Origin of the sequence: Corallococcus sp. AB011P (genome assembly GCF_003611605.1) — a bacterium.
In the GTDB taxonomy this organism is placed as follows: Bacteria; Myxococcota; Myxococcia; order Myxococcales; family Myxococcaceae; genus Corallococcus; species Corallococcus coralloides.
In genome coordinates this window covers 139,045-154,026 of the sequence record NZ_RAVX01000012.1, presented here as the reverse complement: position 1 = coordinate 154,026, position 14,982 = coordinate 139,045, and the positions used below count along the sequence as shown (strand labels likewise).

General features: G+C 69.8%; 10 protein-coding genes. 5 read left to right on the top strand and 5 right to left on the bottom strand.

Features of this window, described 5'->3' with window-relative positions; genetic code table 11:
- Window positions 1-68 precede the first annotated feature (68 nt).
- The 4 genes from D7X30_RS26840 (at window position 69) to D7X30_RS26825 (ending at window position 4,688) form a co-directional block, all read left to right on the top strand.
- Window positions 69-836, top strand: a complete 768-nt coding sequence (locus D7X30_RS26840; RefSeq protein ID WP_233591799.1) for an endonuclease/exonuclease/phosphatase family protein — start codon at window positions 69-71, stop codon at window positions 834-836.
- A 14-nt stretch (window positions 837-850) separates the two neighbouring features.
- On the top strand, window positions 851-1,504 hold the full coding sequence (locus D7X30_RS26835) for a hypothetical protein (RefSeq protein ID WP_233591798.1): 654 nt from the start codon (window positions 851-853) through the stop codon (window positions 1,502-1,504).
- Between the two features lie 144 nt (window positions 1,505-1,648).
- On the top strand, window positions 1,649-4,120 hold the full coding sequence (locus D7X30_RS26830) for a PQQ-dependent sugar dehydrogenase (RefSeq protein WP_120565816.1): 2,472 nt from the start codon (window positions 1,649-1,651) through the stop codon (window positions 4,118-4,120).
- A gap of 49 nt (window positions 4,121-4,169) precedes the next feature.
- Window positions 4,170-4,688, top strand: coding sequence for a GFA family protein (locus tag D7X30_RS26825; protein WP_120565815.1), 519 nt, complete (start codon window positions 4,170-4,172; stop codon window positions 4,686-4,688).
- A gap of 185 nt (window positions 4,689-4,873) precedes the next feature.
- Here the strand turns inward: D7X30_RS26825 and D7X30_RS26820 are convergent, their stop codons facing one another.
- The 4 genes from D7X30_RS26820 to D7X30_RS26805 all read right to left on the bottom strand — a co-directional run bounded on the left by D7X30_RS26820 (window position 4,874) and on the right by D7X30_RS26805 (window position 12,369).
- On the bottom strand, window positions 4,874-5,587 hold the full coding sequence (locus tag D7X30_RS26820; protein WP_120565814.1) for a DUF1361 domain-containing protein: 714 nt from the start codon (window positions 5,585-5,587) through the stop codon (window positions 4,874-4,876).
- Between the two features lie 167 nt (window positions 5,588-5,754).
- Window positions 5,755-6,552: a hypothetical protein gene (locus tag D7X30_RS26815; protein WP_147443324.1), complete on the bottom strand. Its 798-nt coding sequence runs from the start codon at window positions 6,550-6,552 to the stop codon at window positions 5,755-5,757.
- A 118-nt stretch (window positions 6,553-6,670) separates the two neighbouring features.
- Window positions 6,671-8,671 carry an ankyrin repeat domain-containing protein gene (locus D7X30_RS26810; protein ID WP_233591797.1) on the bottom strand — a complete coding sequence of 667 codons (2,001 nt, stop codon included), beginning with the start codon at window positions 8,669-8,671 and terminating at the stop codon, window positions 6,671-6,673.
- Window positions 8,672-8,790: 119 nt separating this feature from the next.
- On the bottom strand, window positions 8,791-12,369 hold the full coding sequence (locus D7X30_RS26805) for a VWD domain-containing protein (protein ID WP_120565812.1): 3,579 nt from the start codon (window positions 12,367-12,369) through the stop codon (window positions 8,791-8,793).
- A gap of 197 nt (window positions 12,370-12,566) precedes the next feature.
- Between D7X30_RS26805 and D7X30_RS26800 the strand changes: the two genes are divergently transcribed.
- Window positions 12,567-14,030 (top strand): serine hydrolase, encoded by a 1,464-nt coding sequence (locus D7X30_RS26800; protein WP_158619399.1) that lies wholly within the window; start codon window positions 12,567-12,569, stop codon window positions 14,028-14,030.
- Window positions 14,031-14,058: 28 nt separating this feature from the next.
- Here the strand turns inward: D7X30_RS26800 and D7X30_RS26795 are convergent, their stop codons facing one another.
- Window positions 14,059-14,982, bottom strand: a complete 924-nt coding sequence (locus D7X30_RS26795) for a hypothetical protein (protein ID WP_120565810.1) — start codon at window positions 14,980-14,982, stop codon at window positions 14,059-14,061.

The following is a 14,982-nucleotide window of genomic DNA, read 5'->3' as shown; positions in this document are numbered from 1 at the left end:
AGAAAGCACGCCCGGCCGTATGGCTGTGTGCCCTCCTGATGAGCGGGCTGCTGACCGGGTGCCCCCTCATGGCGAGCTATTCCGACGCGGAGGGGCCTCGCTACAGCGGGGACTACCGGCCCGTGCAACCCACCGCCGTGGAGGCCCCTTCCTCGGTCACCGTGGTGACATACAACCTCGCCTTCGCCGAGCAGGTCACCGAGGCGGTTGCGTCCCTGTCGAGCCCTCCGCTCGCGAACGCGGACATCATCGCGATGCAGGAGATGGACGCTCCCGCAGTGGAGCGGATCGCCCGGGAGCTGGGGCTGTCCTATGTCTACTACCCCGCCTCCGTGGCCAAGGACGGTGATGACTTCGGGAACGCCGTGCTGAGCCGGTGGCCCATCACCGCGGACCAGAAGATCAACCTTCCCTACGACGACCCGTACCACCAGCAACACCGCATCGGGGTGGCCGCGACGGTGGACATCCAGGGGACCCCCTTCCAGGTGGTCTCCGTGCACGGTGCGACCCCCATCGTCGGGCTGGGCGCGCGGCTGGACCAGGCGGAGACCGTCATCCATGCGGTCGAAGGCGCGGCGCCGGCGCAGGTCATCGCCGGCGACTTCAACACCTCCGACCCGGGGAGCCTGACGCAGACCGTGAAGCTGTTCTCGCAGTGGGGCTTCCAGTGGGCCTCCGAAGGGGTGGGGGACACCGTGGACTCCGTCATCGGCGGCCTGGCGCTCGACTCCGTCTTCGTCCGGGGGCTCACTCCGGTGGAGCGCGGCGTGGACCCGCGTCCCTCCGGGAGCGACCACCAGCCGGTCTGGGTGCGCTTCGCATGGCCGCGATGACGCCGAGGCCCTTCATGCGTGCGCTGTGGATGGGGGCGCTGCTCCTCTGCGCCCCCGGGTGTCTGAGCGGAGCGCGGAACCTGGGCGCGGCGACGACGCCCGTGGGGACGACCGAGGTCGGCGTCTCCGTGAACACGATTGCCTTCGAGCGCGGCCGGGAGCGGGCGTATCTGCCCAACCCCGAGCTCACCTTCCGCAAGGGGGCCGGCGAGAACTGGGATTGGGGCGGCCGCCTCACCTTGCTGGGCCTGGAGCTGGGGACCCGGCATCGGCTGGTGGAGCGCTCACCCTGGACCGTGTCGGTCGCTCCGAGCGCGGGCGTCTGGTACGTGCCCGTCACCAACAACTCCACGGAGCCCGTCAACTTCCGTCTGGGAGCCCAGACGCTGGTCGACTATCGGCTCAATGGAAGGTGGACCCTGACCGGGGGCGCGTCGCTGATGGGGGCCTTCGCGGGCCCGCTCACCGTCTTCCAGGGCAGGCTCAACGGCTCGCACCTGCTGGTCGCGCCGGGCGGTTCTCTGGGCGTGGCGTACCGGCTGAATCCCTCGCTCGAACTGCGGGCGGAGGGTGGCCTCGAGCTTCCGTTCGACGTGAGGGACGGCCGCCGTCAGCCGACCGGTTACGCCGGACTGACGCTCCGCTGGGGACGCACCTCCCGTCGCTGACGTGAGCGTCCGCGCGCGCTCGGCCCTCTTTGGCTGGGGTGTCGCGCGCAAGGTGACAGCGATGCATGGCCCCGGGACGGGTGGCTGGAGGGAGTGGAGGCACCAGCTTGCGCCCACTCTTTTCGCACCCGTTGGAGGGGGCCCATGTCCTTGCCGCGCCGCTGGCCGGATCCATTCGCCATCTGTCTTTGCTTCGGGCTGGGCTGGGTGTTGCTGGCGGGGGCCAGGGCTCCAGAGCCCGCCGCGCGGGCCCTGCCAGGGGGCTTCTCGTCCGAGCTCGTGGTGGGTGGACTGCACTACCCCACGACGTTCGCGCACTTGCCGGATGGGCGCATCCTCGTCGCGGAGAAGGCGGGGGTGGTCCGGCTGGTCAAGGACGGCGTCCTGTTGCCCACGCCCTTCCTGGACCTCGGCGCGCGGGTGAACAACCACCATGACCGGGGCCTGCTGGGGCTCGCGGTGGACCCCGCCTTCGCGCAGAACGGCTACGTCTACCTGCTCTACACCTACGACGACGATGCCACGGATGACGACGGGCCCAAGACGTCGCGCCTGGCGCGCTACACGGCGGTAGGGGACACGGCCTCGCCCGCCAGCGAGTCGGTGCTGCTGGGCACCGTGGTGGCCGGCTCCTGCAACGACCATCCTCCCGGCTCCGACTGCATCCCTTCGGACAGCGCGTCGCACTCCGTGGGCAACATCCGGTTCGCGCCGGATGGCACGCTCTTCGTGTCGCTGGGGGACGGGGCCCGCTTCGACGCGGTGGATGACGACGCGCTGCGGGCGCAGGACCTGGACTCGCTGGCGGGCAAGGTGCTGCGCGTGACGCGCACCGGCGAGGGTGTGCCGTCCAATCCGTTCTGGAATGGGAATGGCCAGGCCAACCGCTCGAAGGTGTGGGCGCTGGGGCTGCGCAATCCGTACCGCTTCAACCTGCGGCCGGGCACCGCCACGCCCTACGTGGGCGACGTCGGATGGAACGACCACGAGGAGATCAACGTCGCGACCCCGGGCGCGAACTTCGGCTGGCCCTGCTACGAGGGCTCGGGTCGCCAGCGCGGCTATGAGCCCAAGGCCGCGTGCCAGGCGCTGTATGCCCGGGGCCCGAGCGCCGTGCGGCCGCCGCTGTACTCCTGGACGCATGCCGAGGGCCAGACGTCCACGGGCGGCGCCTTCATCCAGGACCCGGCGTTCCCGGAGCAGTGGCGGGGCGCCTACTTCTTCGCGGACTACACCCAGCAATGGATCCGCGCGCTGCGGGTGGATGCGAATGATCAGCTCGTGCCGGACAGCGTGGCGCTCTTCGCCACCGAGGCGGGCGGCGTCGTCGACCTGAGCAGCGGGCCGGGCTCCCAGCTCCACGTCGTGGACATCCTCGCGGGTGAGCTGCGCCGCATCCGCTACCCGGCCAACAACACGCCGCCGGTCGCGGTGGCCTCGGCGACGCCGCGCGAAGGCGGGCCGCCCCTGCGGGTGTTCTTCTCCAGCGCCGGCTCTCGCGACATGGACGGCGACGCGCTCCAGTACGTGTGGGACTTTGGCGACGGCAACTCCGTGTCGGGCGTGGCGAACCCGGAGCACCTGTACGAGGTGGCCGGCCTCCACGTGGCCCGGCTGACCGTCAGCGACGGGCATGGCGGCAGCCACACGGCCTCCGTGCGCATCTCCGTGGGGAACCTGTCGCCGGTGGTGTCCATCCACTCGCCGTCGGAGGCGTTCCGCTTCAAGGTGGGAGACGTGGTGACGTTCGCGGGCTCGGCGAGCGACGCGGAGGACGGCGCCATCCCCGCCGACCGGATGGCGTGGACGCTCACCCTGGTGCACTGCACGCCGGGCGCGTGCCATTCCCATCCCTACGCCGAGGGCCAGGGCCCCAGCGGATCCTTCACCATCCCGGACCATGGCGACGACGTGCGCTTCGCGCTGACGCTGACCGCGACGGACTCCGCGGGGCTGACGGGCAGCCGGATGGTGACGCTGCTGCCCCTGAAGGTGCAGGTGACGCTGGAGACGTCGCCTCCCGGGCTGGAGTTGGTGTTCGACGGGACGGCCAGCCCCTCACCGCTGGTGCGCTCCGTGGTCGCGGGCTCCTCGCACGCGCTCTTCGCGCCGTCACCCCAGGGCCCCTACGGCTTCGTCGGCTGGTCCGACGGCGGGCCCGCGGAGCACACCCTCCAGGTGGGCACGGAGGACGTGGGCGTCACGGCCTTCTTCGAACCCGTCGGGCCCGCGGAGTGCCCGGCGGGGCAGTACCGCGCGGAGTACTTCACCAACCGGGAGCTGGCGGGCGTCCCGGTGGTGGTGCGCTGCGAGGGGGCACCGCTCATGAACTATTGGGGGGCGGGCAACCCCGTGGAGGGCGTGGGCGCGGATGACTTCTCCGTGCGCTGGACGGGGCGGTTCTACTTCGCGACGGGCCTGTACTTCTTCCTGGCCCAGGCGGATGACGGCATCCGGGTCTTCGTGGATGGCAGCCGCATCATCAATGGTTGGAAGGACCAATCCTCCACCAACTACATGCAGGCGCGCTGGATGCGCGCCGGTGAGCACACCGTCGTCGTCGAGTACTACGAGCACGACGGTGACGCCGTGGCCGGGCTCCGGTGGTTCCGGTAGCCCGGCGAAAGCGCTCGTGATTGCGCCGCCGCCGGAATAGAGGAGGCGCATGCCCGAGAAGAACGACGTCATCCGGACCGCCACCTGTGCCTGTGGACAGGTGGCGCTCGAGGGGCGCGGTCCGCCCATCATCCACGTCGAGTGCTACTGCGACGACTGCCAGGAGGGGGGCCGCCATATCGAGGCCCTTCCGAACGCGCCGTCGCCTCGCGGCCCCTTGGGCGGCACGGATTTCCTCCTCTACCGGAAGGATCGCCTCCGCGTCTCCCGAGGTGAGTCGCTCCTGTCGGGCTTCAAGCTCAAGGACGCTTCAGCGACGAGGCGGCTCGTCGCGACGTGTTGCAACTCGGGGATGTACATGGACATGGGCCCGGGGCCGCACTGGTTCTCGGTCTACCGGAACCGGTTCACCGGCGAGGTGCCCCCGTTGGAGCTGCGCACCTGCACCCGTTACAAGCCCGCGGGCGTGGAGCTCCCCAACGATGTTCCGAACCATCCGAGCTTCCTGTCGGTCAGGTTCATGACGAAGCTCTTCCTCGCGTGGATCCCCATGCTGCTGAAGCGCTGAGCAGGCGGCCCCCTCAACCCAGGGAGGCGGCGATCTCGAACCATCCTTCAGTCCGCGCCATCCGGCCGCTAGCTCATCGAAGCCCGCCTCCGAATCCAGCTCCACCCGGGAGGCGCGCAGCGCTTCGTTGAGGTCGCGCTCGATTGTCACGGTGCATCCTCCCGACGACCCTGGCGGCGCCACGTTCACCTCACTCTGGCGCCGGGAAGTGTAACGCGTTGGCGGCACCAGCGGGCGACGAGCGCCTCGTAGCCTGCGTAGGACAGCGGCAGGAGCAGGGCGAAGAGGAGGGTGAGCGAGGGCAGGGCGGGGTGGGCCAGGGGATCCCTCACGTGCGAGGCCATGGCGCGCAAGAGGCGGTCCGGCTCCGAGAGCACGTCCCAGCTGTTCCAGCGCTCCACGCGGCCCAGGTAGATGCCATAGCCACACAGGCCGGAGGTGATGGCGACGAAGGCCCACGCCGCCGTGCGGCCCCAGCGCTCTTCCAGCCACCGCTTCCAGATGTCCAGGGACAGCAGGCCCAGCAGCCACCCGGTGGCGGCGAAGAGGGCCAGGAGCGCGGCGTCGAACCAGAGCGGGACCACGGGCCGCTGACGCAGGTGGATGAAGTCGGTGACCAGGTAGGGCGCGTTGGGAAACAGCGCGAGCCAGCCAAGCGCCAGCGGGGCCAGGAGCCACGGACGGCCCAGGCCTCGCACCATGAGCCCGCGTGCGATGAGGGCCAGGGTGTACGGCGCCCAGGCCAGGAACAGGTTCCACGACAGGAAGGCGAAGCTGGCGCGCTCGCTCCAGTCGAGCCGCAGGGCCAGCAGGTCCACCGCGAGGATGCTGCACAGGATCGCGGGCAGCAGTCCGTGGCGGCTCGGGATGGAGGCGAAGGGGGAGTGCGGTCGGGACATGGTGGCGTGTGGCGACCCAGCCGCGCACCGTGGCGGAACGGCCACGGTGCAACGGCTCCGGGAAGGGCGTGGACCCGGAGCGCCGTCATTGGAGCCCTCGGGCCTGCCCTTGAGCAATGCGCGGGCCAGGGCCAGACGCCACCGTCCGCCCCGGCCGCGCCCGGCGCTCAACAGTCGAGGTCGTACGTCTTGACGTCATCGTTCGGCGCGACGACCCGAAGTGTGTTGCTGCCGTCGTACGTCGCGGTGAACGTCCCTTCGCTGGTCTCCACCTGCACCATCCCCGCCGTGGGGCACTGGTGGTCGCAGCGCTGGTAGCCGGACACGGTCGCCGTCGAGTTGAGCCCGCCCTTCGTGGCCTGCGACGTACTGTCCACGGTGATGCACCCGCTGCCCGCCGTCCAGGTGACCGTGCTCTGGGACGTTCGCGAATCGAAGCGATTCGGCGAAAAGCTGTTGGAGGTGACGGTCACCTTGCGCTGGTCGCCATCCGGCGGGGAGCCGGCGATCTGCAGGGAGAGGTTGTACGGCTCTCCGTTGATGGTGAGCCCGCTGGAGTTCGCCGTGGCGGCGAGCTGCCCCTGATTGTCGGAGAGCACCACCTCCACGTTGCCCGAGATCTGCGTGAGCGAGACCGCCGCCGTGCAGTCGTTGAAGGTGTAGTTCACCGTCGCGCCCGTCGCGGTCGCGGTGGCGCAGCCGGAGGGGGTGAAGGCGGTGGAGGCATTCGCCGCGAGCTGGGTGGCCGCGGTGGCCGGGTCGACGGCCATGGCCTGCACCTGGCCGATGGCGTAGTACCAATAGCTGTAGACAGGGTCGACCCAGGCATAGCTCCAGGCCGCGTCATACGCCCCGTAGTACGAATCGTAGTAGACGTCGTCGTAGTAGTACGGGTCGTAGGTGCTGGTGCAGCCCAGGCCTGCGCCCAACGACAGGAACAACAGCGCCGCTTTCATCCGTTTCATCCGCCGCCCCCCTTGCGTGCGTTCATCTGACCGGGCCCAAGGTGGGCTCCGGTGGTGGGCGGGTGTACTGACCCGCGGACCGGCACGACTGCGAGGTGCTGGTCCGCGGCTTCACCTGTCAGTCCGGGCTCCGAAAAACATTTCCCGCCTTGCGAAGGGCGTTGAACAGCTTTTCCCGATCCAGTCGCGCCCGAGCGAAAGCCTTTGGCACGAAGAGCTGTTGGAGCGACGCGTCCGTGGCGTCGAAGTTCCCCGCGGCGAAGTGATGCGTTGCCTTCACCTGGGCTTGCACGTCGTGGTCATCCGCGATGACCGCCTTGGCCTTCAGCACGCCGCCGACCCGGAGCGCAGCGTCGTTGCCGTGCCCCCAGACGACCTGGGCCTCCAGGTCCTGGCCCACGACCAGTTCCCCATCCGTGTCCACGCCGCTCGCGCGCAGCGAGCCGCCCACCACGAGCAGGCCTTCGGGCCCTGCGTTGCTCAGCACGCCCTCCACCGTGAGGTTTCCTGTCACCAGCAGGGGCCCGTCCACCTGCACGTCGCCCTTCACCACCAGGTCCCCGCGCACGAAGCGTGGGAGCTTGGAGAAGGAAGGCGCCTTGGCTTCGGCTGGGAGCACATCCCGGGCGAGCTCCACCAGGGCCATGGCCGTCCAGGGAGGCAGGCCTTGCACCGCCGCCGCGAGCGCGTCCCACGACGTGGCGCCTTCCAGCGCGAGCCGATTCAGGACCTGCTCCACGGAGTCCACGTCCTTGTCCTCGAAGTACCAGGCCTTGAGCAACGCCTTCCGCTTGCGGGCCAGCGCGGCCAGCAGCGGCTGCACGTCCAGCGCCCCCTTCTTCCCCGAGGGCGCCCTGGCGCCCATGAGCTGGGCGAGGTGCGGGTTGCCGTGCTCCAGCGCCTCCTTCACGGGCGTCTGTCCCGCCGCGCTCTTGCGGGCCGCGTCCGCTCCGGCCTGGAGCAGGACCTGGATGACGGGCCCGCGCTCCTGGATGCGCGCGTGCTGGTGCAGCGGCGTCCAGCCCTTGCCCGCGTTGGGGTTGGCGCCCGCGTCGATGAGCGCTCGCGCCACGTCCGCCCGCCGCGCGTCGAAGAGCGCCGTGCGCCCCGCGTTGTCGAGCGCGTCCACGGGAACGCCGCCCTTCGCCAGCAGGGCGATGCAGGCCGTGCTTCCGTGCTCGGCCGCGGCGTGCAGGGGCGTGGACTTCGCTGAATCGGTCGCGTCCGCGGGAGCGCCCAGCCGCAGGAGCTCCTTCACCAGCGATGCGTCGTCCACCATCGCGGCCAGGTGGAGGACACCGCGCTTGTTCTTGTCCCGGGCCTCCAGGTCGGCCCCCAGCGCAATCAGGGCCAGCACCCGGCCCGTGCGCCATTCCCCCTCGAAGCCAGGTCCGAAGAAGGGGGACGCGTCGAGCCCCGCCGCCTGCAGGAGTGCGTCGTCCAGGGCCTTGGCCTTCTTCGCCGGGGGACGCGTCGCGGCCTTCTGCTTCCGGAGCCACGCGTGGAAGCCGTCGTTGGAGAAGGCGCCCTCCAGGCCCTGGAAGGCGAACGGATCCTCGTTGCCCTCGTCGTCGCGGGCGCGCGGGTCGGGAGCGGCCTCCACCCGGGCGAGCAGCTTCCGGTAGCCCTGCTCCGGAGTGCCTCGCCGCAGCGCGTGCCACGCTTCCAGCCCCCGACGCGCGCAGGCGTGGTCCGCGATGTCGCGCAGGGCTTCGGCCTCCACCAGCGCGGCCTCCGCCTGTTGGAGCTGCGCGTCCGTCGGCTTGCGCCGCACCAGATCGTCGGCCCACTGGCTCAGCGCCAGCGCGCGCGCCTTCTGCTGGGTCGACAGCTCTCCGCCGGGCTTCGTCCCGCGGGTCAATTCGAGGATGCGGTCGCGAACCCGCCAGTGCTCGGCCTTCACCTCGCGCTCCCAGCGGTGGGGCTCCATGCGCCGGGTCGGATCCAGGGCCCAGTTGAGCGAGTGCAGCGCCAGCAGGTGCTCCGGATCCGCCTCCACGATTTCGCGCAGGAGCGCGATGGCCTGCTCCAACTGGGGCGGCATCTCATCCAGCAACGCGTCCGCCTTCTTCATCAGCGCGGCGGTGTCAGGCTTCCTGGGCGTCCGGGGGCGTGGCATGGCAGGGGACCTTGCCAGGAGGCGCACGGGGTTGCCCGGGCAAACAGCGGCGTCACACGACAAGGCCCCGGATGCTCACAGGCAATCCGGGGCCTTCGTTCTTCAGCCGCGACGTGTGGCTACTTCACCGTCACGCGCCAGGTGCGGCTCTCTGTCGTGCCACCCCGGCCGTCCTCGGCGAGGACCTTCCAGAAGTAGTCCCTGCCGCCCTCCAGCTTCACCGTCCTGGACTGCTCGGGCACGCCCTTCGTGCAGGCCGCGAAGGTGAAGCGGGTGTTCACGTTCCAGACGCAGTGCCGGTAGACGACGGCGTCCCCATCCTTGTCGTACGCGTCCTTCCACTCGAAGGTCACGGCCGACGAGGTGATGGTGTTCTCCTGAGGCGCCACCAGCTCCAGCGTATCGGGCGGGAGGTTGCGGCCCAGCTTCTCCGTCGTGATGAACGTCTGGGCGAAGCCCGGCTCGCCGGTCGCGGCCACGTCCTGCGCGCAGTCGCGCAGACGCGCCTTCGACACGCCCTTGCACAGCGCCTCCGCCTCCTCCAGCGGAATGGCCTTCAGCGGCTCCACCACCGGGATGCCGGGCGGCGCCTTCTCGATGCGGCACATGTCCGCCTTGTACCCGGGCCATTCGCGCAGCGTGTACGACTCAGGGGAGTAGCCGGAGGCGTAGTCGAAGAGGGACGTGTCCTTGGACACGCGCCAGGACTCGCCGAACTTCTCGTACAGGCCGACGTAGCGGTCCCCCAGGTCCGAGGGACGCTCCCCCAACTGCGAGCCATCCGGCAGCACGGGCAGCCAGTTGCCCGGGGCGATGGGACCCAGCAGGCCCTCCGTGGCGCGCGCCTGCCGCACGTCGATGTTCATGTACCAGAGGCCGTAGTGCGCCCACCAATCCGTGGTGATGGTGATGCGCGTGCCTCCCGCGGATTCGATGCGGATGCCGCCGTTCGTCCCTGTGGACGTGATGCGTCCTCCGGCGGGGAGAAGCAGCTCCTTCTCCAGCGTCACCGGCTTGCCGTCGACGCGCAGCTCCAGCAGCTCCGGCTTCTCCGCGTTCATCTGGTAGCTGACGCGATGCGGGCCGACGCGCGCCGCCACCGCCGTCGTGATGCTCGCGCAGGCCGTCAGGCCGGTGTGTGGATCCGGCCCCACGGGGTGCTCGGTCTGCACGGGTGTGTGGCGCGCCTGGAGCTCCAATCCCGGGTCGCGCAGGAGCACGTACTCACCGGCGCCCTGGAAGTCGTAGCGCACGCCGTCCATCGTCGTCAGGTGCGGGTCGCCCCAGAGGGAGGGATTGCCGCCGATGATCCACCGCTTGATGGTTTCGATGTCCGTCTGGCTCAGCGGCGGCCCGCCACACGGCATCATCCCCAGCCCGTTGCCGCAGGCCTCCGACGTGCGGGTGATGCGGTCGAACAGCGGCGCCGTCAGGCTGGTGGCCAGGGACTCCGCGATGGCATGCGGCGCCGTGAGCGGATTCACGCCGGGGGCGCTCTGGTTCTCGGCCAGGTTCAGGTAGGTGCCGAAGTTCTTGTACGGCGGGTAGTCCAGCCCACCGTGGCACTCGATGCAGGCCTTGTTGAAGATGCGCTGCACGTCCGTGTACGTCGGGTCGGCGCCCGCGGGCGGCAGCGAGGCCAGCGTCGCGTTCACCGCCGGAATCAGGCTGGCGCAGGAGTAGGGCGCCGCCAGGCCGGGGACGGGGTCCGCCGTCAGATTGGCCTCCAGCTCCGTGCGCAGGGCATTGGTGTACGTGCCGAACACGTCGGCGAAGCCATAGGCGCGCGAGCGGCCGCGCACGCCCAGGGACCACTTGTCCACCGACACGCCGAGCGGCTCCAGGAAGTACCGGTACAGGGTCACCAGGTTCGTATTGGGGCTGTACTGCTCCCGGTCCACGAGGATGCCGCCCATGACCGTCGAGTCCGGGGCCGGGTTGTCGATGGGCCGGCGGAACACCTCCTGCCGCAGCCGGGCCAGCGACACGTCCGTCGACGCGCTGGTCGCGGCGCCGTACTGGGGAATGAGGCCGTTCACCGTCGTCCCGGTCGTTACGTAGGGGTCGCCCGCGCGGCTCAGGTTGAGCTTCTCGATGTCGGCCTTGCGGCGCGGGATGCTCTGGGTGCGCGCCAGGGTGTCGTCGCGCAGGGCGTTGATGCCCAGGCCGTTGCGCGACGTGAAGAAGGGCAGGTCCACCGCCAGGCCCGCGGGGTTGCTCTGCACCGTGTTCAGCGAGCTGTTGATGGTGAGGCAGCCATTGGTGATGGCCAGGGCCACCGGGCGCGGGTCGACGTAGACGCTGCCGGTCGCCCAGCGGTGGCTGGCGAGCTCGTCCGCGATGCGCCGCTGGTTGAGGCTTCCATCCAGGCCGCCCAGCAGGTCGAACAGCTGGACGCCGCGCCCCTCGTCCCCGGAGATGAGCGAGTCATGGAACAGCGTGACGGACGGGCCGCCCCGGGTGACGGACGTCAGCGCGCCCACGCCCGGCTGGGCGTTGAAGCCATACGCCGTCGCGATGGTGGGAGCGTTCCCTGACGGAACGGGCTCCGTCGTCACCGGGGGCGTCAGGTCGAAGCTGAAGCGCGGCGTCCCGTCGTTGGGGCCGCCCCGGTAGCGCGTGATGAGATGGGGGCTCCCCGCCGGCAGCCGTCCGGGGGGTTGCAGCCGGAGCTGTTCGATGAGCCGGCGGACCTCGGGCTGCGTCCGCCACGTCCAGGGGTTGAACAGCTTGCGGAACGCGGCGATGTCCACCGAGCCCTGGTAGAGGCGATCCCGGTTGAAGGGGAGCATCCCTCCCCAGTTGTCATAGGGGTCCCAGTTGGGCTTGTTCTTCGTCTTGATGACACCCACCGGGATGCCATCCGTGCCGGGGACGCCCGTGCGGTTCAGCACGTTGCGCGTCGAATGGCAGGCCGCGCACTTCCCATCATCCTTCTCGATGTGGCGCGAGCGCGGCGGGATGGCGCCCATCGGGGGGATGGCCGTGAGGATGATTTCGTGGAAGCGGAAGTTCTTCGTCGCCTCGTCCCACTGCATGTATTCGATGACGTCCGGATGCGAGCCTGGATAGGACGCATGCGGCGCGGGCCCGATGGAGAAGACGGACCGGGCGTCCTTGCTGGAGAGCAGCAGGCGCGGGTGCTCCGCGGTGCCCGTCTGGAGGCTCTCCGAACGCGCCATCAGGATGGGGCTGGCCCTGTACTCGGCCGGCAGGGCGCTGACGAAGCGGGCCACGGTGTTCGTGGCCGCGTTGGCGGGGTTGTTGAGGTACGCCTCGAGCTCCTCGGGCGTGATGGTGCTCGGGTTGGCGACGGGGATGGGGTTGACGGTGCCCGCCGCGAGCCGGAAGACAGGCTTCACGGACCGCGCCACGCCCATGGACAGGGTGCAGAGGGGTGCCGTCCCCGTGCAGTCCGGCGTGGACGTCAGGTCCTCGTCCAGGTCGATGTTCCAGCCCGCGAAGGAGGACCCCGCTGACGGCGTGGCGGTGAGGGTCACGAACGCGCTGGCGGCATAGGTTTCATCGCAGTCGCTGCCGAGGCTGTTGGTGCAGTTGATGCCCGTGCCCGTGACGGTGCCGGAGCCAAGCCCCTGGGGCATGACCCGGAGGGCCGCGGCTTCGGCCGTCGCCGTGTACAGCGACGCCGCGAAAACCAGCTGAAGGGGAAACGAAGCAATGAGTCGGTTGCGTCTCATGCGCGGACCTCCGGGAAGGACGTGAGGCGTTGGGAGCGTCCGGAAGCGCTGCAAGGAGATGGCCGCGTTCAACCGCGCGGAATCACTCCCCAGCAGCCACGTCTCCCGTGGCCCGGGAGGCAACGAAGCCCGCGTGGATGTTGCTTCGCTGGCAACGTCTGGCCCCGTGTACTCTCACAGTGAAAAAGGAGAACACCGTGGCCAGTCCCAATCCCATCATCCGCGTCCTGACCCTCGCGAATCAGACCCTCTTCGTGACCGGCTTCGAGGGGTTCGCGCCAGTGGAGTGCCTCATCCCGGCGGGAACCCGGATCCTCCCCGGCGAGAAGACCTATGCGGATGTCGCACGGCTGGACCTGACCCCGGCGGAGCCACGCCAGACCCTGGTCTATCTGGGGCTGACGCGCGCGAGCCGGGACTTCACCTGTTACATGCGCACGGATGGCAAGAGTCCCCAGCTCCTCTTCGGGCTCTACCAGGGAGCCGGCGCCGCACCCGCGCCGCTGGATGATCAGTGCGGTTACGCCAAATCATTCACAGATGGGCTGCGTGAAGACATCTGGCAATACCAGTTGAGCAAGCTGCCTCCGTTCCCGGCGGCCCATGCCCGGCTCCAGCCGCTCGTGGAGGGCGCGGTGTTCGCAGGCGATATCTTCCAGCTCAAGTACCAGCTCCCCAAGCTGGTGATGGGCGCCATCGTCCGAGGCTCCGATGGATCCTTCGCGAGCACGGTCCTGGGCTGGGGCGGCAAGGATTGCCTGGAGCCGGATGCACGGACGCTCGTGCCGCTCGGCTCCATCACCAAGGCCTTCACGGGACACCTGCTCGCCAGGATGGTCGTGAAGGGGGAGGCCCGCTTCACGACCCAGGTCGTCCAGAATCCGGCCATCCGCCTCATCGACCTCGTCACGCACACGAGCGGCCTGCCCCGTGAGGTCTCACCGGACATCGGGCTCGAAGCGCCGGAGCCGGAGGAGCTGCCGTCCGTCCTGTTTCCGCCGGGAACGGGGGCGCTCTATTCGAACGTCGGCTTCAACGCCTTGTCCCGGGCGCTGGTCGATCAGTGCAACCCGTCGCGGGCCGCGTCCTTCTACGAGCTGTTGAAGCAGGAGGTGCTGGCCCCACTCCAGCTCGAACACACCTCGTACAACGCGCCGCCCTGGAAGGTCGGGTGCACCGACGACCGCACCCAGAACCTGTTCGGCGGCTACCATCCTGACGGCAAGCCGTGGCACATGGCGGACGAAGGCAAGCCGACCCACGACTCCACGCCTCGGGGCGCCAGCGGCCTGTACTCGACTCCTGGGGACCTGCTCCGGTGGCTCCAGTGGCACCTGGAGGTCGGTGGATCCGACACGGAGACGCGGTTGTTGAATCACGCCACCTACGTGCAGCGCGACGGGCTGCACCCCGTCCTCGGCCTCGACGAGTCCGGCCACATGGATGCGATGGGGCTGGGTTGGGTCGTGATGATGCCCAGGGGCGACCGGCCGTTCATCCTCCAGAAGGCCGGGGCCACGCGCGGCGTGTTCAACTACCTGGCGTTCTCACCCGTTCGCGGGGTCGGGTTCTTCATGAGCGTCGACAGGTTCGACGTCGGCGCGGCGACGGAGATGCCGCAGATGATCAACGACCTCATCGCCAGCGCCGCGCCGCGCTGAGCCCGGTTCCCGGGAGGGACGGCGGTGCTCAGGGGCTCCAGCGAGCCCGGCGCACCAGCCATGAGCTGCCGCCGCGCCCGTCCCGCACCACGGCCCAGAACGTCACCTCCTGGGCCGCCGCGCCCTCCGCCGGCTCCCACTCCACGCGGTGGCGCCCCTGCTGGCCACCGAAGTCCGCGCCGCCCGTCTCCGACAGGTTGAACTCTCCCAGCGTGGTGTACCAGGCGATCTCCCACGCCTCCTTGAGGTTCACGGCCTGCAAGCGCAGGCCCGGGACCACGTAGTTCTCCTCCCGGTCCGACACGTCCTCGGACGTCATCACGAAGGGCCCGGGGCCGCGCAGCTCCAGGGGCTCACCTTCCGGCCAGGCCACGTCGTCCACCCGCAGGCCCGGAAGCACGGGCTGCACGTTGGCCGTCATGCCCTCCACCACCGGGCACCAGAAGACCATCAGCTTCTGCGCGTAGACCTCTTCGTCGCCCGCCGACACCCTCAGGACGAGCGGCATGCGGATGCCTCCCAGCCCCTTGTAGGAGTCCTCCGCCAGCACGCGCTCCAGGAGGAGCTTGTCCTGCGAGACCCGGGCCGCGCCGGGACGGATGGGGAGCGTCAGCTCGCCTGCGACGGTGGTGCCCTCCGCGAGCAGGGCGCGGTCCGCCTCGTTCGCGCAGATGCGGTTGTCCTGATCCGCGCAGGCCCACAACTGGTACTGGATGGGCCGTCCCTCGCCGGCGGGGTCCACCAGCAGCGCGCGGTACGTCACCTCCTCCGCCAGCTCGTCGAAGGCCTCCGGCGTCTGTTCGCAGGTGGAGGCGATCAGCTCGGGCTTTTCCGTGGACACGCCGAGCACGCGGAGGTCGTGCACGCTCGACGGCTTGTCCTCGGGTTCGACGCAGGCGAGCGCCGTCAGCGCCATCAGCAGCAGGCTTCCGGTGTTGAGCAGGGCTTTCAT

What these genes read in the sequence shown, in the direction of transcription:
- D7X30_RS26835 (WP_233591798.1), top strand. Translation starts at nt 851, where the DNA reads ATGCGTGCGCTGTGGATGGGGGCGCTGCTCCTCTGCGCCCCCGGGTGT.
- D7X30_RS26840 (WP_233591799.1), top strand. Translation starts at nt 69, where the DNA reads ATGGCGAGCTATTCCGACGCGGAGGGGCCTCGCTACAGCGGGGACTAC.
- D7X30_RS26795 (WP_120565810.1), bottom strand. Translation starts at nt 14,982, where the DNA reads ATGAAAGCCCTGCTCAACACCGGAAGCCTGCTGCTGATGGCGCTGACG.
- D7X30_RS26825 (WP_120565815.1), top strand. Translation starts at nt 4,170, where the DNA reads ATGCCCGAGAAGAACGACGTCATCCGGACCGCCACCTGTGCCTGTGGA.
- D7X30_RS26830 (WP_120565816.1), top strand. Translation starts at nt 1,649, where the DNA reads ATGTCCTTGCCGCGCCGCTGGCCGGATCCATTCGCCATCTGTCTTTGC.
- D7X30_RS26810 (WP_233591797.1), bottom strand. Translation starts at nt 8,671, where the DNA reads ATGCCACGCCCCCGGACGCCCAGGAAGCCTGACACCGCCGCGCTGATG.
- D7X30_RS26815 (WP_147443324.1), bottom strand. Translation starts at nt 6,552, where the DNA reads ATGAAACGGATGAAAGCGGCGCTGTTGTTCCTGTCGTTGGGCGCAGGC.
- D7X30_RS26805 (WP_120565812.1), bottom strand. Translation starts at nt 12,369, where the DNA reads ATGAGACGCAACCGACTCATTGCTTCGTTTCCCCTTCAGCTGGTTTTC.
- D7X30_RS26820 (WP_120565814.1), bottom strand. Translation starts at nt 5,587, where the DNA reads ATGTCCCGACCGCACTCCCCCTTCGCCTCCATCCCGAGCCGCCACGGA.